At 42.7% G+C, this 21,014-nt stretch carries 20 protein-coding genes; 14 read left to right on the forward strand and 6 right to left on the reverse strand.

Annotated features, from left to right (window positions below; genetic code table 11):
• Nucleotides 1-10: 10 nt before the first annotated feature.
• Nucleotides 11-796 carry a type I methionyl aminopeptidase gene (gene map / locus D0907_RS05575; protein ID WP_036969755.1) on the reverse strand — a complete coding sequence of 262 codons (786 nt, stop codon included), beginning with the start codon at nt 794-796 and terminating at the stop codon, nt 11-13.
• 272 nt (nt 797-1,068) lie between these two features.
• Here map and rpsB point away from each other — a divergent pair, with 272 nt between their 5' ends.
• The 14 genes from rpsB (at nt 1,069) to D0907_RS05645 (ending at nt 14,378) form a co-directional block, all read left to right on the forward strand.
• Complete coding sequence (rpsB, locus tag D0907_RS05580) at nt 1,069-1,797, forward strand: 30S ribosomal protein S2 (RefSeq protein ID WP_036969753.1); 729 nt, start codon at nt 1,069-1,071, stop codon at nt 1,795-1,797.
• 105 nt (nt 1,798-1,902) lie between these two features.
• Nucleotides 1,903-2,754 carry a translation elongation factor Ts gene (gene tsf, locus D0907_RS05585; protein WP_036969749.1) on the forward strand — a complete coding sequence of 284 codons (852 nt, stop codon included), beginning with the start codon at nt 1,903-1,905 and terminating at the stop codon, nt 2,752-2,754.
• A gap of 153 nt (nt 2,755-2,907) precedes the next feature.
• Complete coding sequence (gene pyrH, locus D0907_RS05590) at nt 2,908-3,657, forward strand: UMP kinase (protein ID WP_036969747.1); 750 nt, start codon at nt 2,908-2,910, stop codon at nt 3,655-3,657.
• A 14-nt stretch (nt 3,658-3,671) separates the two neighbouring features.
• Nucleotides 3,672-4,229 (forward strand): ribosome recycling factor, encoded by a 558-nt coding sequence (gene frr / locus D0907_RS05595; protein ID WP_036969745.1) that lies wholly within the window; start codon nt 3,672-3,674, stop codon nt 4,227-4,229.
• A 58-nt stretch (nt 4,230-4,287) separates the two neighbouring features.
• Nucleotides 4,288-5,067: an isoprenyl transferase gene (locus D0907_RS05600; RefSeq protein ID WP_036969734.1), complete on the forward strand. Its 780-nt coding sequence runs from the start codon at nt 4,288-4,290 to the stop codon at nt 5,065-5,067.
• A 22-nt stretch (nt 5,068-5,089) separates the two neighbouring features.
• Complete coding sequence (locus D0907_RS05605; RefSeq protein ID WP_036969733.1) at nt 5,090-5,956, forward strand: phosphatidate cytidylyltransferase; 867 nt, start codon at nt 5,090-5,092, stop codon at nt 5,954-5,956.
• Nucleotides 5,953-7,152 carry a 1-deoxy-D-xylulose-5-phosphate reductoisomerase gene (ispC, locus tag D0907_RS05610; protein ID WP_118844130.1) on the forward strand — a complete coding sequence of 400 codons (1,200 nt, stop codon included), beginning with the start codon at nt 5,953-5,955 and terminating at the stop codon, nt 7,150-7,152. The genes D0907_RS05605 and ispC overlap by 4 nt, the downstream gene beginning before the upstream one ends.
• Nucleotide 7,153: 1 nt before the next feature.
• Nucleotides 7,154-8,506 carry a sigma E protease regulator RseP gene (gene rseP / locus D0907_RS05615; protein ID WP_036969731.1) on the forward strand — a complete coding sequence of 451 codons (1,353 nt, stop codon included), beginning with the start codon at nt 7,154-7,156 and terminating at the stop codon, nt 8,504-8,506.
• A 106-nt stretch (nt 8,507-8,612) separates the two neighbouring features.
• Nucleotides 8,613-11,084, forward strand: coding sequence for an outer membrane protein assembly factor BamA (gene bamA, locus D0907_RS05620; protein WP_118844131.1), 2,472 nt, complete (start codon nt 8,613-8,615; stop codon nt 11,082-11,084).
• An 11-nt stretch (nt 11,085-11,095) separates the two neighbouring features.
• Nucleotides 11,096-11,614, forward strand: a complete 519-nt coding sequence (locus D0907_RS05625) for an OmpH/Skp family outer membrane protein (RefSeq protein WP_036969722.1) — start codon at nt 11,096-11,098, stop codon at nt 11,612-11,614.
• 9 nt (nt 11,615-11,623) lie between these two features.
• A complete protein-coding gene (lpxD, locus tag D0907_RS05630) occupies nt 11,624-12,664 on the forward strand; it encodes a UDP-3-O-(3-hydroxymyristoyl)glucosamine N-acyltransferase (protein ID WP_118844132.1) in 1,041 nt (346 codons plus the stop codon).
• Nucleotides 12,665-12,674: 10 nt separating this feature from the next.
• Complete coding sequence (gene fabZ, locus D0907_RS05635; RefSeq protein ID WP_036969715.1) at nt 12,675-13,127, forward strand: 3-hydroxyacyl-ACP dehydratase FabZ; 453 nt, start codon at nt 12,675-12,677, stop codon at nt 13,125-13,127.
• 2 nt (nt 13,128-13,129) lie between these two features.
• A complete protein-coding gene (lpxA, locus tag D0907_RS05640) occupies nt 13,130-13,900 on the forward strand; it encodes an acyl-ACP--UDP-N-acetylglucosamine O-acyltransferase (protein WP_036969713.1) in 771 nt (256 codons plus the stop codon).
• A gap of 103 nt (nt 13,901-14,003) precedes the next feature.
• Nucleotides 14,004-14,378 (forward strand): septal ring lytic transglycosylase RlpA family protein, encoded by a 375-nt coding sequence (locus tag D0907_RS05645; protein WP_118844133.1) that lies wholly within the window; start codon nt 14,004-14,006, stop codon nt 14,376-14,378.
• Here D0907_RS05645 and cydC read toward each other — a convergent pair.
• The 5 genes from cydC to D0907_RS05670 are packed head-to-tail and all read right to left on the reverse strand — an operon-like array spanning nt 14,375 to nt 20,741.
• Entirely contained in the window at nt 14,375-16,111 is a 1,737-nt protein-coding gene (gene cydC, locus D0907_RS05650) for a thiol reductant ABC exporter subunit CydC (protein WP_065979756.1), read from the reverse strand. The genes D0907_RS05645 and cydC overlap by 4 nt on opposite strands.
• Nucleotides 16,104-17,864 (reverse strand): thiol reductant ABC exporter subunit CydD, encoded by a 1,761-nt coding sequence (cydD, locus tag D0907_RS05655; RefSeq protein ID WP_118844134.1) that lies wholly within the window; start codon nt 17,862-17,864, stop codon nt 16,104-16,106. Before cydD ends, cydC begins: the two co-directional genes overlap by 8 nt.
• The gene (gene cydX, locus D0907_RS05660) at nt 17,854-18,006 is read right to left on the reverse strand and encodes a cytochrome bd-I oxidase subunit CydX (protein WP_036969707.1); all 153 of its coding nucleotides are present in this window, start codon (nt 18,004-18,006) and stop codon (nt 17,854-17,856) included. The genes cydD and cydX overlap by 11 nt, the downstream gene beginning before the upstream one ends.
• A gap of 12 nt (nt 18,007-18,018) precedes the next feature.
• Nucleotides 18,019-19,158 (reverse strand): cytochrome d ubiquinol oxidase subunit II, encoded by a 1,140-nt coding sequence (cydB, locus tag D0907_RS05665; RefSeq protein ID WP_118844135.1) that lies wholly within the window; start codon nt 19,156-19,158, stop codon nt 18,019-18,021.
• Complete coding sequence (locus D0907_RS05670) at nt 19,155-20,741, reverse strand: cytochrome ubiquinol oxidase subunit I (protein ID WP_036969704.1); 1,587 nt, start codon at nt 20,739-20,741, stop codon at nt 19,155-19,157. Before D0907_RS05670 ends, cydB begins: the two co-directional genes overlap by 4 nt.
• Nucleotides 20,742-21,014 lie beyond the last annotated feature (273 nt).

The following is a 21,014-nucleotide window of genomic DNA, read 5'->3' on the forward strand; positions in this document are numbered from 1 at the left end:
GGGCTGGCTCCTAGTGTTCGATGATCCTGTCGATAGTATCATCTGATCGGAGCGTTAAAATTTCAACACCATTTTCAGTCACTAACAGTGTGTGTTCCCACTGAGCAGACAATGAACGGTCTTTTGTAACGACAGTCCAGTTATCTTTTAATAACTTACATTGGCGTTTTCCTGCGTTCACCATTGGCTCAATTGTTAAACACATTCCTGCTTTTAACACCTCGCCTGTACCTGGTTTGCCGTAGTGCATTACTTGAGGTTCTTCGTGGAACTCAGCGCCGATACCATGACCACAATATTCACGTACAATCGAATAATTAAAGCTTTCTGCGTACTTTTGAATCGCGGCACCAATGTCACCTAAGCGAACACCTGGTTTTACCATTTTTATGGCAAGGTAAAGGCTTTCTTGGGTTATATCAGCAAGGCGTTTGCCTTGAATATTGGGTGTGCCTACATGGAACATCTTTGAGGTATCACCATGAAAGCCGTCTTTAATTACGGTTACATCGATATTAACGCTGTCACCTTCTTTGAGAGGTTTGTCGTTAGGAATACCGTGACAAATAACATGATTCACTGAGGTGCAGATTGATTTAGGGAAACCGTGATAGTTTAGCGGCGCTGGAATCGCGTCTTGCACATTAACGATGTAATCGTGGCAAATTGTATTTAGCTCATCCGTGGTTACACCAGGCACCACATGCGGTTCTATCATTTCGAGTACCTCAGCGGCTAAGCGCCCGGCAACACGCATTTTTTCGATTTCTTCAGGGGTCTTGATCACAGCACTCATTGAGGCTCCAAAGTTGTTTTTCAGGTCATTTTTCAGTGCACAATTTTTGCACTGAATGTTGAGTTTTCAATTTTAATATGGTATAAAGCGCGCCGTCTTTTTACAAATAAATTCTTTACTGATTTTTTGTATTTAAGACAAACACAATTTTATTTTAACACACACACGTATCGTCACATACACTTGGGTGCACATAAGTTACAAATTAACTTAGGTGTTGGTGCTATGGGATATGTGGAGGCCTAACCCTAAACTATTAGAGGAATTTACAAATGGCAAACGTTTCAATGCGCGATATGCTTCAAGCTGGTGTTCACTTTGGTCACCAAGCACGTTACTGGAATCCTAAGATGAAGCCTTTCATCTTCGGTGCTCGTAACCGTGTACATATCATCAACCTAGAGCAAACTGTACCAATGTTCAACGAAGCACTTAAGTTCTTATCGAACGCAGCTTCTAACAAAGGTAAAGTACTTTTCGTTGGTACTAAGCGCGCAGCAAGCGAAGCAGTTAAAGAAGCAGCTCTTCAAAGCGATCAGTTCTACGTAAACCACCGTTGGTTAGGTGGTATGTTGACTAACTGGAAAACAGTTCGCCAATCAATCAAGCGTCTTAAAGACCTTGAAGCACAAAGCCAAGACGGTACTTTCGAGAAATTAACTAAGAAAGAAGCGTTAATGCTTACTCGTGAAATGGAAAAGCTTGAAAAGAGCCTTGGTGGTATCAAAGATATGGGCGGTCTTCCTGACGCACTTTTCGTTATCGATGCAGACCACGAGCACATCGCTATCCGTGAAGCTAACAACCTAGGTATTCCAGTTGTTGCTATCGTTGATACTAACTCTAACCCAGACGGTGTTGATTACATCGTACCTGGTAACGACGATGCGATCCGTGCTATCAACCTTTACACAAGTGCTGTTGCAGCTGCGATCACTGAAGGTCGTGAGAACAACATCGTTGCTCAAGCTGAGAAAGACGACTTCGTAGAAGCTGAATAATTAGCTGTCATCAAGTCTTCATCTTACTTAAGGTGAAGACTTGTTATTCTTGTAAAGCGGCCTATACCGCTTCCCTAATAACAGAATTCAATTGAGGATATTCTAATGGCTGTAACTGCTGCCCTAGTTAAAGAATTACGCGAGCGTACTGGCGCTGGCATGATGGATTGTAAAAAAGCGTTAACTGAAACTAACGGTGACATTGAGTTAGCGATCGAAAACATGCGTAAGAGCGGTGCTGCAAAGGCTGCTAAAAAAGCGGGTAACATCGCTGCTGAAGGTACAATCCTTATCAAAGAAGGCAACGGTTTTGCTGCACTTCTTGAAGTTAACTGTCAAACTGACTTCGTTGCTAAAGACTCAAACTTCCTTGGTTTTGCTAACGAAGTTTTAGATGCTGCTGTTGAATCAAAAGCAGACATCGATGCACTTAAAGCACAGTTCGAAGAAACACGTGTTGCACTTGTTGCTAAAATCGGTGAAAACATCAACGTTCGTCGCGTTGAGTACATCGACGGTGAAAAACTATCTGCATACCGCCACGGCGACCGTATCGGTGTTGTAGTAGTAGGTGACGCTGACGAAGAAACACTTAAGCACGTTGCAATGCACGTTGCTGCGTCTAAGCCTGAGTTCGTAAACCCAGAAGACGTTCCAGCTGACGTTGTTGAAAAAGAAAAAGCAGTTCAAATCGACATCGCGATGAACGAAGGCAAGCCTGCTGAAATCGCTGAGAAAATGGTTGTTGGTCGTATGAAGAAATTCACTGGTGAGATCTCTCTTACTGGTCAAGCTTTCATCATGGAACCTAAGAAAACTGTTGGTGAAATTCTTAAAGAGAAAGGCGCAACTGTTACTAACTTCATCCGTTTAGAAGTTGGTGAAGGTATCGAGCGTAAAGAAGAAGATTTCGCTGCTGAAGTTGCTGCACAAATCGCTGCTGCAAAAGGCGAGTAATTTTCAACGTAAGTGACGCAACGATAATTAGATGAAATTAATCTGCTATTAGCTTTTGCGTCACTGACGAAAATTCTTTAAAATAACCGCGTTTTATGTGTAACCATAAGCGCGGTTATTTTTTATCTCATTATTAAGGCTGGCCCAAATACTATGACTATCAATCGTAAACCTATTTTTAGACGTGTTCTTCTTAAACTTAGCGGTGAAGCATTAATGGGAGACGAAGGCTTCGGCATCGACCCGAAAGTACTTGACCGTATGGCGCAAGAAATTAAAGAACTTGTAGAGCTCGACGTAGAAGTAGGTTTAGTTATCGGTGGGGGTAACTTCTTGCGTGGTGGTTCATTAGCCGAAGCGGGTATGAACCGCGTTGTAGGTGACCACATGGGTATGTTAGCGACTGTAATGAATGGTTTAGCGATGCGTGATGCGCTTCACCGTGCATTTGTAAATTGTCGTCTAATGTCTGCTATTCCACTTAATGGTGTGTGTGATGCATACAACTGGGCTGAAGCGATTAGCTTATTAAAATCTGGCCGTGTTGTTATTTTTGCTGCGGGCACAGGTAATCCATTCTTTACAACAGATTCTGCTGCGTGTTTACGTGGTATTGAAATTGAAGCTGACACCGTGATCAAAGCAACGAAAGTAGATGGTGTTTATTCTGATGACCCAGTTAAAAACCCAGAAGCTACACTATATCGCCACTTAAGCTACAATGAGATCATCGAAAAAGAGTTAAAGGTGATGGATTTGGCGGCATTCACACTTGCACGTGACCACAAAATGCCTTTAAGCGTTTTTAATATGAATAAATCAGGCGCGCTTAAGCGTGTTATTATGGGCGAAGATGAAGGAACGCTTATCTCTTCACAAGCCTCAGATGAAATTGTTAAATAGATTAGGATTGAACCGTGATTAACGATATCAAAAAAGATGCGTCAGAGCGCATGCAAAAAAGTGTTGCGGCACTAGGCAGTCAATTATCTAAAATTCGTACAGGTCGTGCTCACCCAGCATTACTAGACGGCATTCAAGTGTCTTACTACGGTGCAGACACGCCATTAAACCAAGTTGCAAATGTGACGATTGAAGATTCTCGTACTCTTGCAATTAGTGTGTTTGATAAGTCGCTTGCACAAGCGGTAGAAAAAGCAATTATGGCATCTGACCTAGGTTTAAACCCTATGTCAGCAGGTACTGTAATCCGTGTACCACTTCCTCCACTCACAGAAGAGCGTCGTAAAGACCTTATCAAAATTGTACGTGGTGAAGTTGAAGGTGGCCGTGTTGCCATTCGTAATATTCGTCGTGATGCCAATGGTGATATTAAGAGCTTATTGAAAGATAAAGATATTTCTGAAGATGAAGCACGCCAAGCTGAAGATGAAATTCAAAAGCTAACGGACAAATTCATCAAAGAGATGGATACACAGCTGGCTGCGAAAGAAGCAGAGTTGATGGAAATCTAAGCAACTAAATTTATTAGTTTTGAAACGCCGTCTGGGGTATACTAGACGGCGTTTTTTTATGGAATACTCGATATTTATGGTTCTTAACGCTGATAAAATTTCCCAGCAAAGTTTGCCTAAGCATGTCGCTATAATCATGGATGGCAACGGTCGTTGGGCGCAAGCGAAAAATCGCCCACGTGTATATGGGCATAAAAAGGGCGTTGATGCGGTTCGTCAATCAGTGCAATTTTGTACTCGCTTAGGTATACAGTCGTTAACACTATTCGCATTTAGTAGTGAAAATTGGCGACGTCCAGAAGACGAAGTAAATACACTCATGGAACTGTTTTTATTCGTACTGGGCAAAGAAGTTAAAAAACTTCATAAGAATAATGTAAAGCTCACTATTATTGGTGATTTATCGCGCTTTTCAGAAAGTTTGCGAAACAAAGTTGATGCAGCCCATGAATTAACTCGTAATAATACGGGTCTACAATTAAATGTTGCAGCTAACTATGGCGGTCGTTGGGATATAACCAACGCAGCAACCGCACTTGCAAAAAAAGTCGCTGCGGGTGAATTAGCAGCTGAAGAGATTACAGAAGACCTCATGAATGAACACATGAGTATGGCAGGTCAAGGTGAGCTTGATTTAATGATCCGCACTGGTGGTGATTTACGCATTAGTAATTTTCTTTTATGGCAAGCTGCCTATGCTGAGCTTTACTTTACCGATACGCTTTGGCCAGACTTCAATGAAGCTGCTTTTGCTGATGCTGTCGCATGTTACGTTGCCAGAGAGCGACGATTTGGTTGTACCGGCGAACAAATAAAACAATTACTCGCCGAGACCTAATTACTAGTTGAAGGTACACACATTGCTTAAACAACGAATTTTAACCTCGCTGGTGCTGGCACCGCTTGCACTTGTACTGGTTTTTTATACCCCACTAACATTATTTAGTTATATCGCCGCTGGTATTGTTTTACTTGGTGCGTGGGAATGGTCAGCTTTTATGGGCCTGTGCGATAAAATTAAACGTTTTTCATTTGTGGCAGCCACGGCGGTCATTCTTGCTCTTTTCAATTGGCATTGGCCTATTGAAGCGTTGTGGCAAAATGGTCAGCTTGTTGGTGACGCGAACTATTTGTTTACCCTTTCATTTGCATGGTGGATTGTTGCGACGTACTTAGTATGGCGCTACCCAGCCATGGCAAAAGCATGGAATGAAGGCATTCTCATGCGCGCGATTGCAGGATTCCTTACTTTAGTACCGTTGTGGCTTGCGCTCAATACCTTAAGAAGTGCAGGGTATACCGAGTCGACGCATTTTGGATCAGTGCTTATTTTAGTCGTGCTAGGTATTGTATGGAGCGCAGACATCGGCGCTTATTTCACCGGAAAAAACCTAGGTAAACGCAAGCTCATGCCGAAAGTCAGCCCAAATAAGACGATTGAAGGTCTATTGGGGGGCATTGTTGCCGCGGTTATTTTTGTTTTGGCGTTTTGTCACTTTACCAATGTAGACATGGCAGTATGGCCAATCTACGCCGTAATGACCGCGTTTATCGCCTTGTTTTCAGCAGTCGGTGATTTATTAGAAAGTATGTTTAAACGTGAAGTCGGCTTAAAAGACAGTGGCTCATGCCTACCCGGTCATGGCGGCATTTTGGACCGTATTGACAGTTTAACAGCTGCGGCGCCTATTTTTGTGCTTTGTTATGCATGGACGTTAAGTTTATGAGCAAAATAGAACAGCTTGTCGTACTTGGCGCAACTGGCTCAATCGGTTTAAGCACCTTAGACGTTGTTTCTAGAAATACAGATCGTTTTGCTGTTTTTGCATTAACCGCGGGGCAAAATGCAGAAAAAATGGCAGAGTTGTGTATTACGCATCAGCCTAAATTTGCAGTGATGGCGGATGAGAACGCTGCAAATAAATTAAAATCGTTGTTAGCTAATACCGCTTGTACAACTGATGTGCTCGCGGGTGTCACTGCTATGAGTGAGCTGTCGGCGCATGGTGATGTTGATACGGTTATGTCGGCCATTGTCGGCGCGGCAGGTCTATTACCCACGTTAAGTGCGGTTGAAGCAGGTAAAAAAGTACTGCTTGCCAATAAAGAATCGTTAGTTATGTCGGGTCAGTTGTTTATTGATAAAGTAAAACAACACGGTGCAACCTTGTTGCCGATTGACAGCGAACATAATGCTATTTTTCAATGTATGCCAGCAAAACTGCAAGCCTCTGCGGGGTTACTGTCCGACAACGGCGTGAGTAAAATATTACTGACAGGTTCTGGTGGGCCATTTTTGACGCGTGACTTAAAGAGTTTGTCATCGGTCACTGTGGCAGAAGCTGTTGCGCACCCAAATTGGTCTATGGGACAAAAAATCTCAGTCGACTCAGCAACCATGATGAATAAAGGGCTTGAGTTTATCGAGGCTAAATGGCTGTTTAATTGCCATGCTAGCGATATTGAAGTGGTGATCCACCCGCAAAGTATCATTCATTCTATGGTGCAATATCAAGATGGTTCGGTGCTTGCGCAAATGGGAAATCCTGATATGCGTACTCCGATAGCGCATGCACTGGCGTTTCCTGAACGTGTTGATGCAGGGGTTAAGCCGCTTGATTTTTCTCAGATTGCTGATTTTACATTTACCAAACCTGATTATGCACGTTACCCTAACCTTAAACTGGCCATTGATGCGTGTGAAATGGGACAGGGTGCAACAACAACAGTCAATGCTGCGAATGAGATTGCCGTCGCTGCATTTTTAAATGGGCAAATCGGTTTCACTGATATTTACCGTATAAACTCACAGACACTCAACGCGACTGAGGATGTGAACGTACACACGCTGGAAGAGATTTTAGCGTGTGATGAAGCTGCACGTATCAAAGCGAGTGAGTTTATAAAAAGGGGTCTGAACTAACATGTTTGATTTTTTCTGGAACCTTGGTTCGTTTATCTTGGCACTGGGTATTTTAGTGACTGTCCATGAGTATGGGCATTTTTGGGTAGCCCGTAAAGCGGGTGTAAAAGTGCTACGTTTCTCAATAGGTTTCGGTAAACCACTGATTAAGTGGTACGACAAACACAAAACAGAATATGTTATTGCTGCTATTCCCCTTGGTGGCTACGTTAAAATGCTGGATGAGCGTGTCGATGAAGTGCCTGCTGAAGAGCGTCATTTATCATTTAATGCTAAGTCAGTGAAAGCGCGAATTGCGATTGTAGCAGCAGGTCCTATGGCCAATTTTTTGTTCGCTATTTTTGCACTTGCTGTAATGTACATGGTCGGTGTGCAATCATTAAAGCCTGTGGTGGGTTCTGTAACCGAGGGCAGTCGTGCAGCAGCGGCTAAGATCGAACCTAATCAGCAAATTATCAAAATTGGTGAAGATGATATCAGCACTTGGCAAGATGCCACATTCTCATTAATGAGCCGCTTAGGTGAGCAAAGTGTGGTCGTCACATTACGTGATCAGAATTACCAAAAACATGTCCGCACTTTAAATCTAGATGGTTGGAAACTTGATCAGCAAGATGTCCCACCATTGACCTCAATCGGTATTGTGCCCTTTAGACCTGAAGCAACATTAACCGTTGCGCAAATCACTAAAGACTCAGCCGCTGAGCTGGCTGGTTTACAGGTTAATGACACAATTGTGGCTGTAAATGGCGAAAATATCAGCAGTTGGACCCAGTTAGTTTCAGTTATTCAGCAATCACCTAACAAATCCTTACAATTTAGTGTACAAAGGCAAGATAGTATAAGAAAGTTGACTGTGACACCTCAGAGCAGAACCAATGCAGATGGTGTAGCGCAGGGCTTTTTAGGTGTGGCTCCTGTAGTTGAAGCATGGCCAGAAAATTATATTGAAACTAGACATTATGGCCCTGTCGATAGTATTGTGCTGGGCATACAAGAAACATGGCGTTTAATCACCCTAAGTTTTGACATGATTGGTAATTTAATTACAGGTCAAGTCTCGGTTAAAAATTTAAGTGGCCCTGTAGGCATTGCAGTTGGAGCGGGAACTAGCGTAAGCTATGGCTTGGTTGCATTTTTAAGCTTTTTAGCTTTGATCAGTGTAAACCTTGGCGTATTTAACTTATTACCGTTGCCAGTGCTTGATGGTGGGCACTTAATGTATTACATAATTGAACTTTTTCGCAAAAAGCCGGTCTCTGAAAAGACGCAAGAATTTGGTTTTAAAGTGGGTGCCTTACTACTCATATTTTTAACATGTTTCGCTTTGTTCAATGATGTATCGCGTTTATAACAAATAAGTGAAAAATTCCAATTTGAACACGATTGTAAAACACCGCAAAAGTTTAATTTATAAGGTGTTGAGCGGTAATACAGTTGTAAAGGATAAAGATAACAAAATGGCTATAAAAAAACATTTGGCAGTTTCAAGTTTATTAGGTGCAAGCTTTGCAGCCCTAGGCCAAAACTCCTTTATTGTAGAAGATTTAAAAGTTGAAGGTTTACAACGTGTTGCTCTAGGTGCAGCGCTAACCCATATTCCGATCAACGTGGGCGATAATATTGATGAGTACACAATTTCAAGAACCATAAAGGCTCTCTATCGCTCTGGTCACTTTGACAATATTAAAGCGTTACGTGACGGTAATAACGTCATTTTTCGAGTAACTGAGCGCCCTACGATTAGCCTCATTGAGTTTGATGGTAACAAAGACATCAAAGATGAGCAGTTAAACGAGTCGCTAGACCAGCAAGATATTCGTACTGGTGAGCCGCTTGATAAAACGGTACTTGATAACATTGAAAAAGGCTTAGTTGAGTTTTTCCACAGTATTGGTAAATACAATGCAAAAGTGGAAGTTAGCATCACAAAGCTGCCACGTAACCGTGTAAAATTATTATTTAAGTTTGATGAAGGTGACGCCGCGTCAATTCGTCAAATAAACCTCGTGGGTAACGAATTATTCTCTGACGAAGAATTGCTAAAACTTGCTGAGTCACAACAAGACTTGCCATGGTGGAAGTTTATGTCGAGTGACCGTTATCAAAAGCAAACTATCGAAGGCGATTTAGAGAAAATTCGTAGTTACTACTTAGACCGTGGTTACCTGCGTTTTAATATCGATTCAACACAAGTATCGGTTAGCCCTGAGCGCGATTCTGTTTATGTAACCGCTAATATTACCGAAGGTGTAAAATACACCGTAAAGGGTTTTGACTTCATCGGTGATTTATTAGGTCGAGAAGAGCTAATTAAGAGTGTTATACCGCTAAAAACTGGTGAGCTTTATAATGGTTCAGTGGTTACGTCATCTGAAGAATTTATCAAAAGCTACTTAGCACGTTTTGGCTATGCAAACGCAGAAGTGCGCACCATTCCTGAGATTGATGATGAAAAGAAAGAAGTGCAACTGACACTGTCTGTTAATCCAGGTAAGCGTGTGTATGTTCGCCGAATCATTGTTGGTGGTAACCAAAATACTGCGGATGAAGTTGTTCGTCGTGAGATGACACAGCTTGAAGGTGCATGGCTTTCAAATCAAAATCTTGAGCGTTCAAAATTACAAATTCAACGTCTTCCATACATGGAAAGTGTTGATTTTAATGTGGTGCCAGTTCCCGGTGTTGACGACCAAGTTGATGTAGACTTTACGGTTAAAGAACAATCTGCTGGTAGCTTTAATGCGGGCCTTGCGTATGGTTCATACTTGGGTTTGCAATTTAATATTGGTGTGAGTGAATCAAACTTCTTAGGCACCGGTAACCAAATTGGCTTTAACATTAATACCTCACGTGGTTCTGAGCGTATCAGCTTGTCGTATACCGACCCTTACTTTACGCCGGATGGTGTATCGCAAGGAAGTAGTATCTTCTATAGCAACTATGATGCGAGCAAATTTAGTCTTATCGACTATAAATCGAAGAGTTATGGTATTGGTACCAACATTGGTTTCCCAATTGATGCGGTGAACCGTATTAACTTTGGTTTCCGTTGGATTCAAGAAGAACTGTCTGATATTGCAGAATATGAGCAAACACGTGTAATGCGTGAAACCTTCTTAGACCCAGAAAATCCAGATGCAGGTTTCGACTTTACCAAGTTTGAGCTGAGTGCAGGGTGGTCGCGTGTTACTGTAAACCGTGGTTTATTCCCAACAGCGGGTTCGCGTCAGTCACTTAACTTAACTGGTACAACGCCGAATTCAGATTTAACCTACTTTAAGTTAAATTATGATTCACGTTTTTACTGGCCAATCAGTAATGACCATCGTTGGGTATTCTCAACGCGTGCAGCCCTTGCTTATGGTAATGGTTATGGCACGACAAATGGTTATGACCAAACGCTGCCTTTCCAAGAGTTTTTCCGTATCACCGAGATGGAACTGCGTGGTTTTGACCGTAATACAATTCTACCGCGCGCGGTGTCTCGTCAGCCACAAAGCATTCCGGGCACACCACTGCCAGATGGCACAACAACAGGCAGTATTGGTGGCGCATCAGAATTTGATGTATTAATACCACAAGGCCGAATTGGTGGTAACGCCAAAGCAGTTGCAGGTATGGAGCTTATTGTTCCTACGCCTTTCTTAGATGAAGAAAACACCAGCTCTGTACGTACAAGCTTCTTCGTGGATGCTGCGAACGTATGGGATACAGAGTTTAACATTGACCGTTATCAAAACTTGTTACCTGATCAACGCGCTAAACTAGAGGATTATTCAGATCCTATGCGCTTTAGGGTGTCAACCGGTCTATCACTACAATGGATCTCTCCAATGGGTCCAATGCTGATCAGTTTTGCGTATCCATTGCAAAAAGAAGAAGATGACGATACGAAGACCATCAGCTTTAATATTAGTAATACATTCTAAAGGAGTTTTTTGTGAAAAAATCATTTAAATCAACAGCGTTTGCACTTCTTGCTACATTGTCTATGGGCCTATCTACGAATGCTTTTGCGCACAAGGTAGGGATTGTAGACATGCAAGAAATCTATAAACAAATCCCTCAAATGGCGAAAGTTGAACAAACACTTGAAGCTGAATTCTCAGAGCGTCGTCAGGAGCTTGAAAAGCTGCAAGGTGATATCCGTTTTGAAGCTGAAAAGTTCAAGCGTGAAGCAACGACAATGAGCGACAAGCAAAAAGAAGAATTACGTACTAAGATTCAAGGTATGCAACAACAACTTGCAGAAAAAGGCCGTCCTTTAGAGCAAGAAATCAAAATGCGTCAAAACCAAGAATTAGCGAAAGTACAAAAGCTAATCTTAGATGCAATTGAAGAAGTTGCTAAAGCAGGCAAGTTTGACGAAGTAAAAGTGAAAGAAACCACAATTTACGTTAACTCTAAAACAGTATCTGATTTATCAGATAAAGTAGTTGAAAAAGTAAGTAAGCAATAGAAACCATATATGCAAAACTACACGCTTTCGCAGATTGCGGATCTTCTGGGCGCCGAACTTCAGGGTGATGGCGCTACAGAGATTAAAAAAATATCAACACTTGCAAATGCCCGTACTGGGCATATTGCATTTTTAGCGAACAAGAAATATCGCTCGCAATTAGATGATACACAAGCCAGTGCGGTGATCTTATCACCTGCCGACGCTGAGTATTTTGCGGGTAACAAGATTATTGTTGCTAACCCGTACGTGTGCTACGCCAAGCTAGCTCAATTAATGGACACGACGCCACGCTCTGCTTCGACAGGTGTTCATCCGAGTGCAGTCATTCACGATTCAGCCTCAATTGGTGATAATGCCGCGATTGCTGCTAACGTCGTGATTGAAGCCGGTGCCGTGATTGCAAATGATGTGCAAATTGGCCCAGGTTGTTTCATTGGCGAAAATGCAAAAATAGGTCAAGGCACTAAGCTTTGGGCTAATGTCACTATTTACCACGACGTTGAAATTGGCAGTGACTGCTTATTTCAGGCGAATACCGTGGTCGGCAGTGACGGGTTTGGCTATGCAAATGAGCGTGGCGAGTGGGTGAAAATTCCGCAGCTGGGTCGCGTTATTATAGGTGATAAAGTTGAAGTTGGGGCATCGACCACCATTGACCGTGGTGCACTTGACGACACACTCATCCATAGTAATGTAATTATCGATAATCAATGTCAAATAGCGCATAATGTCGAGATCGGTTCAGGTACAGCCGTTGCTGGTTGCACTGTTTTTGCTGGCAGTACTGTGATTGGTAAGAATTGTCAGATTGGTGGCATGGTCGCAATTAATGGTCACATTAGCGTATGCGATGGTGCTATAATCACGGGCATGAGTATGGTGACAAAGGCAATCACTGAACCTGGGATCTACTCATCTGGTTTACCGCATCTAACCAATAAAGAATGGCGACGCAGTATCGCCCATATCCGTAATTTAGGTGATATGAAAGACCGCATTAAAGCACTTGAGTCACTGACAAAGTCACTCAATATTGAAGACAAATAAGGAAGCTATTTTGGCAAATGAATTAAATAGTCTTGATATCCAAGATATCTTGAGTTTACTTCCGCATCGTTATCCGATGTTGCTTGTTGACCGTGTACTAGATTACACGCCAGGCGAGTCGTTACATGCTATTAAAAATGTAACAGTGAATGAACCTATTTTTACGGGACATTTTCCTAATCAACCAATCTTCCCAGGTGTGTTGATTTTAGAAGCAATGGCTCAAGCGACTGGTTTACTCGGTTTTAAAACAGTTGAAAACCGTAGCGAAAATGAACTTTATTTATTTGCTGCGATTGATAATGCGCGATTCAAGCAACCCGTTTTACCTGGCGATACGATGCATTTGCATGTAGAGTTTGTAAAAGAGCGCCGCAATATATGGAAATTTGCAGCAGAAGCAAAAGTTGACGGCAAAGTAGTGTGTACTGCCGAAATCATGTGTGCGAGAAGAGAGTTTTAACAGTGATCCATCCTACGGCGATAATCGAACCAGGTGCGAAGCTTGGAAATAATGTTTCAGTTGGCCCATACAGCTACATTGGTAATGATGTAGAAATTGGTGATAACTGTATCATTGAGTCTCATGTGGTTGTTAAAGGCCCATCGACAATAGGTTCTGGTAACCATATTTTTCAATTTGCATCGGTTGGTGAAGCTTGCCAAGACAAAAAATATGCTAATGAGCCAACTACGTTAATTATCGGTGATAACAACGTAATTCGTGAATGTGCAACAATCCACCGTGGTACTATCCAAGACCAAGGCGTTACTAAAATTGGTAGCAATAACTTGTTTATGGCGTACACCCATGTTGCGCATGATGCCGTCATTGGCGATAACGTTATTTTTGCTAATAATGCATCTGTTGCAGGCCATGTACACATTGGTGATTGGGTTATCCTTGCTGGTAACTCGGGTATTCATCAATTTTGTAAAGTGGGTGCACATGCATTTGTTGGCATGTATTCAGGCGTTAACAAAGATGTTCCACCGTTTGTTACAACGATTGGTACCCCAGCAGGACCCGTTGCTATCAATACAGAAGGCATGAAACGACGTGGCTTTGAAAGTGATGAAATAATGGCAACACGCCGTGCGTATAAAACACTTTACCGTAAGAGCCTAGGTGTAGAGGAGGCAATCGCTGAACTCAGCGAAGATGCAGCAAAATACCCAGCCGTTCAGCTTATGATCGACTTTGTGAAAAGTTCTGAGCGCGGAATCATTCGCTAATCAATAGCGATAGACGAAAAGCCACCGACAGGTGGCTTTTTTGTATTTGTAGTTCAGGTTTTACTAAGCAATGATTTGCTAAATTTATTGATTAAAAAGGACAATCAATATGAACAAACTCTTTATTTTAGTGTTAGCGACCTTGCTAATGAGTGGCTGTAGTAGCGCACCTTCCGTACCAAAGGGCGCGATAGAAAAAGGTAAAGCGAGTTATTACGCTGACAAGTACCATGGTCGAACGACAGCAAGCGGGGAGGCTTTTAATCAACAAGCCTTGAGTGCTGCTCATAAAACACTTAAGTTTGGCAAACGGGTCAAAGTGACGAACCTTGCCAACAACAAAAGTGTGATTGTTACCATTAACGACCGCGGCCCATTTATTCGCGGTCGCATTATTGATTTATCTAAGCAGGCGTTTTCAGAAATTGCTTCCTTAAAGCACGGTGTGATTGACGTTACGGTTGAGCAGCTCGATTAAAAACGCGTGATCAGCTCAACATAATCAGCTTCGTTTGCAAGCAACTCTGCATGAGTGGCCACTGCTCTTATTTTCCCTTGCTCTAACCAAATGACCTTATCAACCCGGCTAAGCATGGCTGGGTCATGGGTAATAGTGAGCATCGTTTTATCTGCCCAAACTGTCTCAAGTGTATTAAGCAAATGGTATTTAGTGTGGTTATCTAAACTTTCTGTCGGTTCGTCAAGAATGACTAAATTACCGCGCCTTAATATGGCTTGAGCAATTGCAATACGGCGTGATTGACCGTGCGACAGCTTTCTACCTGCTATGCCTAAACGGGTATTGAGCCCGGCCTTTAAATTGTTAAGCCAAGAGCTGAGTTCTGCTTGTTCGCAGGCTTGAATAAGCATTTCATCTGTTGCATCAGGCGCTGCATAGAGTAGGTTTTCACGCAGAGTGCCATCAAAAATATGATGCTGCTGCGCAACAATTGTCAGTTGTTTAAAGCGTGCTGAAGGTGTCATGCTCTCAAGCTCAAAACTGTGCTCGTCTGTGGTCAGCTTTAAAGAGCCTGATTGCAGTGGCCAAAGACCGGTGAGTAAATTAACAAGCGTGGTTTTACCACTGCCACTGGCACCAACCAGCGCAACCTTGCTTGCAGCACAGACAGACACGTTGATGTTATTAAGTGCCTTACGTGTGCTTCCAGCGTATTGATAACTGACATTACTTAACGTAAGACCGAGCGCTGATTGATTGTCTATTTCATTTTGCTGTGTATTGGCTTTGCTGTGATTGTCTTCAAGTACGAACAGGCGCTCTGCGGCGCTTAAGGTCAGAGGTAATTCTATAAACGCTGTAGGCAGGGTGAGTACAGTTTCAAAGCTTGCTAGAACAAATAGCGCCAGCATAGCCAGTTCAACGTTTTTCATGGTGCCCAGAGAAACCAATGGAATAATCATAAACACACTTGCCAGCATAGTCAGTTGAATAACCAAGGTGCTTAAACCATTGCTGTTTGCAACCGCTTTATGGCGGCTATAGAGCTGAGCATTGTATTGTTGGCTTAAAGAATCACAATGCGTGAGTTGAGCGTTTTGTGCTTGATATACAGCAAGCTCTCTTGCCCCTTTTAATGTATCGGCAAGTTCAGCTCTTAATTCTGCACTAAGTTGTGTTTCGACATGCGCTTCTTTATGAAGTTTACGGCTTAGTAAAGCGGGGAGTAGCACCCCTATAACCATTAATGAAATAAAGCATAGCAATGCAACGTCGGCGTTATACGCTGCCATAAACGCCATCACAATTGGGATAGTAAAAAGCGCAACGATGATTGGTAGCAGCACATTTAAGTAAAACTTATCAAGCGCGTCGACATCGTTTTGTAATCGATTGACTAAATCGGCACTGCGGCTCATTGCTAAATCGACATTATTGAGCCGACTCAGTGTTGCGAACATTTTTACGCGAATCTCGCTCAATAATAAAAATGTCGCGTTATGTGTAATCATACGCTCGCCATAACGCGATGCGGTTCGTACAATCGCTAAAAAGCGGATCACGCCTGCTGGAGTAAAATAGTTCATCTGCACACCGGCAATGCCAGCGGCAGCCATCGCGGCTAAAAACCAGCCTGAAATAGCCAGTAAACCCACATTAGCCAGCACGGTTAAGCTTGCTAAAAAAGCCCCCAGTAACAGCATGCCAGCATGCGGTTTGCATAGTTTAAGTAAGCGTACAAAATTATGCATGGGCTTCACCTCGACTTACCAGTTTTGCAAATAGCCCCGCATCGTTGACCAGTTGTTTATAACGGCCCGACTCTACAATGCTGCCTTGCTGCATTACGTAAAGGGTATCAGCGTGCTTTACCGTATTAAGTCTGTGAGCAATGACCAAGACTAAATGATTTTTCGCATATTCACAGATTGCTTGGTTGATAAGCTGCTCTGTTTGGCTGTCTAAATGTGCTGTAGGTTCATCGAGTAGTAGAACTGGGGCATCTTTTAAAAATGCACGGGCAAGCGCTATGCGCTGTTTTTGCCCACCGGAGAGGCCTTCACCTTGCTCACCCAGTAAGGTATCAAAGCCATGTGGTAAAGCGTTAATAAATTCAAGTGCGCCCGCTTTACTGGCGGCTTCAATGAGCTCGTCTTGGCATGCATCAGGTTTGGCTAGACGCAGGTTGTCGGCAACACTTCGGTAAAATAAAGTGGCGTGTTGAGGGATCCATGCAAGCTGTGCATGCCAATCACTTAAAGCCGTGTCACTTAAGGGTTGCCCGTTGATGCTAATGGCGTGGTTAGCGTGATGATGAAAACCTAATAGGCAGTCAAATAAAGTACTTTTTCCTGAGCCACTTTCGCCAACAAATGCAATTAAACCCGTGTTAGGTAGTGTTAAATTGATATCTGTCACCCCTTCGTTTGTTTCGGGGTAGTGATAGCTAAGTGCGGTTAATTTTATGTCTTCAAGTGGTAATGGGAGAGGGGATGTACCCGTGTGATCATCTGCTTCACTGTGATTAATAATCTCGACCATATCAGCAGCAGCGCTGATACCTTCAAGTTTTGCATGGTAGTGGGTGCCCATTTGCCTAAGCGGTAAATAAAACTCAGGAGCCAGTAATAACACCACAAAACCAGTGGCAAAGTCGAGGGTGCCAAAGAACAGCCTAAAGCCAATGATAACGGCAACAAGGGCAACACTAATGGTGGCTAAAAACTCAAGGGCGAAAGATGATAAAAAGGCGACTTTCAACACCCCCATGGTCGCACCACGGTAATCATCAGAAATCTGACTTATGCTATTTAGCTCACGCTTGGTTGCATTAAAGAGCTTGAGTTGAGTCAGTCCTTGTAATCTGTCAAAAAAGTAATTTCCTAGTACCGCTAGCTGTTGCCAACGCTCTTGGTTTAACTGTTCAGCCTTATGGCCCACTAAAATCATAAAAAATGGGATAAGCGGGGCTGTTAATAGGAAAATGAGGCCCGCTTTGTAATCGGTTGGAAAAATCACCACTAATATTGCGAATGGAATAAGTGCACTGTAAGCCACACTTGGAATATAGTTGGCGTAATATTGATGCAGTGCTTCAACACCATTGTGTAAGGTATTAAGTGTAGCGCCGTGACCTTTTTGTTCACTGTAAGCTGGCCCAAGTTTGCTGAGCTTTTCTAGCAATGTATTTCGCATCACGTTTTTTATTTTTAACGCGGCAAGGTTACTCACGCGTTCACTTAGCGCAACCAACAAAGCACGAACTAAAATTAGCCCAGCAAGAGGCCATAATAAAGGGCTTACGGCTTGCAAGTTTGCTTGTTCAAACATGACTTGATGCGCGGTATTTGCAAGTAAGTAACAAGAGGCAATCATTAACAGGGCATTGAAAGTGCCCAGACTAATGCTTAATTTAAGCAGCCCAGAAGCGGACTGACTATACTGCTTTAAAAAAGCGCGCAGCGTTTGCTGCTGCGCGCGATTTGGTCGGGGTTTAGTTGTCATCGTTGTTTTTGAGTCTCGCGTACAGCTCTAGCTCATCATCAGCGATAGAATCTTTATGTTGATGAAATTCGTACCACATCACGTTAATTACCCCAAGTGTACAGGCTAATAGAACACCTAATATCCAGGCAAAATACCACATAATTAAATCTCCTTAATAGCTACCGTGAGTGTTGTTTTCGATTTCAGCGATAGTGACTTTTCGCCACATCTTCACATAACACCAGGTCGTGTAAGTTAAAATTAAAGGAACAAAAATAATGGCAACAACAAACATAACATTGAGGGTCATATGGCTCGAAACCGCATCCCACATAGTAAGACTAATATTTGGGTTGTTGCTTGAAGGCATAATAAACGGGAACATTGACATGCCTGCTGTTAAAATAACTCCAGCCAACATGATGCTTGATGAAACAAGTGCTAACGCAGGCTTTTGTAATTTAGATAACACAATAGCCAGTGCCGCCATCACAAATGTTAGCGCTGGGAAAAGCATCGTTAGTGGCATTTTTGTATAGTTATCAAGCCATGCACCAGGTGCCTGCGTTACTGTTTTAGCCAGAGGGTTCGCATAGCCTTGAGTGTCGCCCATGCTGACGATTGTATAACCGTCAATTTGCGATACCCAAACACCGGCCAAAGCAAACAATACAATAAACGCCATAAGTGCATATCGGCCATATTGTGCTGAGCGTTTGGCTACGTCTGCATCGGTACGAAGTTGCAGCCACATACCCGCGTGACCAACCAACATAAGCACACTTATTAAGCCAGCAACAATGGCAAATGGATTAAGTAAAGCAAAGAATGAGCCCTGATAGCTTACACGTAATAAATCGTCAATATGATAAGGCACACCTTGCAGTAGGTTACCAAAAGCAACCCCAAATACGAGTGCAGGAATAAAACTGCCTGCAAACAAGCCCCAATCCCAGTTATTTCGCCAACGGGCTGACTCAATTTTTGAGCGATAATCAAACCCAAGTGGTCTGAAAAACAGCGCAAATAAGACCAGCATCATTGCAAAATAAAAGCCTGAGAATGCAGCAGCATACACCATAGGCCATGCAGCGAATAATGCACCCCCAGCGGTAATAAACCACACTTGGTTACCATCCCAGTGAGCCCCGATGGTATTGATAACGGTTCGGCGCTCGATATCTGTTTTGCCAACAAGGCGGAGCAAAATAGCCACCCCCATATCCATGCCATCGGTAACAGCAAAGCCAATCAAGAGCACACCGATTAATACCCACCAGATTAATTTTAGTGTTTCGTAATCAAAGATCATGACTGTACTCCTTGGCCTGCTAGCGAGTCTTCTTTAATGAGTTCATGATGATATTTACCTGTGTGCAAAGAGCTAGGCCCTTGTTTAACAAAGCGCAGCATCAACCAACCTTCAACGGTTGCTAGACCGGTGTAAAATACAATAAAGCCCGTAATGCTGATCAGCAAATCATTTACCGTTAACGAGGAGGTTGCTAAAAATGTGGGTAATATTTCTGAAATTGCCCATGGTTGACGTCCATATTCAGCAACAATCCAACCAAACTCAATAGCAATCCAAGGTAATGGAATACTCCACACGGCGGCCCAGAGTAACCAGCGCTTATGCTCTATAACGCGTTTGGCGTTATAGTAAAAGGCCAGTACAAAGACCCCTAACATAATCACACCGCAGCCAACCATTATCCTAAATGACCAAAACATGGGCCCCACTTTCGGAAATGAGTCTTTCACCGCTTTCTGAATTTGCGCTTCTGTGGCATCAACCACATTAGGGGTGTAGCGTTTAAGCAACAGACCATAACCGAGGTCAGCTTTAAGTGTATCGAACTTGGCAATGTTCTCGGCGGAGTCATCACCACCACGCAATTTTTCGAGATACTCGTATGCTTGCATACCGTTACGAATACGTGTTTCGTGTTGTTTTTCTAAATCTTTGATACCCGTGACTTGTTCATCAATCGAACGTGTCGCAATAATGCCCAACGCATAAGGTATTTTAACCGCTGCATGGGTGACTTGCTGTTCAGAGTCAGGAATACCTACCAGTGTAAATGCTGCGGGCGCTTCTTCTGTGTGCCATTCAGCCTCGATTGTAGCCAGTTTAACTTTTTGCACTTCGCCTACTTCATAACCAGACTCATCTCCTAGTAAAATAACGCATAAAATAGAGGCAAGGCCAAAACCTGATGCAACAGAGAATGAACGTTTCGCAAAGGCCAAATCACGACCTTTGAGTATGTACCAACTACTGATGCCGAGTACGAACATTGAAGCCGCGACATAACCGGCAGACACCGTATGAATAAATTTAACCTGTGCGACTGGGTTGAATACTAGCTCCGCAAAGCTGGTCATTTCCATGCGCATGGTTTGATAGTTAAACTCTGCGCCCACAGGGTTCTGCATCCAACCATTGGCAATCAAAATCCACAATGCCGAAAGGTTGGTGCCTAAAGCCATTAAAAAGGTCGCTGCAAGGTGTTGGCGTTTTGTGAGTCGCTCCCAACCAAGGAAAAACATGCCGACAAAGGTCGATTCTAAAAAGAACGCCATCAACCCTTCAATAGCCAGAGGAGCGCCAAAAATATCACCCACATAGTGAGAGTAATAAGACCAGTTAGTACCAAACTCAAACTCCATAGTGAGACCAGTGGCCACACCAATCGCAAAGTTTATACCAAACAACTTACCCCAAAATTTAGTCATATCACGGTAAATTTCACGACCTGTCATCACATAAACGGATTCCATGATCACCAAAATCCACGTCATACCTATAGTGAGTGGTACAAATAGAAAGTGAAAGAGGGCAGTAATTGCAAATTGCAATCGCGATAGATCCACAAATGTTTCATCTATCATTGTTTAGCTCCTTATTAAAGGGTGCGGTAGACACGACAAAAAAAATATCTTTCAAAGTTTCAGTAATTACTGAAACTTCGTGAATATTAACCTTGTATCTATTTTAGTCAATAGAAAATAGGAAATTAATATGATAGCGATTGTTCGTTAATTCTACAGGTTAGAGATAAAAACTAAATATTTCAAATGATTAATCTATAGTTTAAGAAAGTAATTAATTACTAATTCAACCCCTTTGACTTACTCAAAAGTGAGTAGCCCCCTGTGCTGGCA

Source organism: Pseudoalteromonas lipolytica (assembly GCF_003515105.1).
Classification (GTDB): Bacteria; Pseudomonadota; Gammaproteobacteria; order Enterobacterales; family Alteromonadaceae; genus Pseudoalteromonas; species Pseudoalteromonas lipolytica.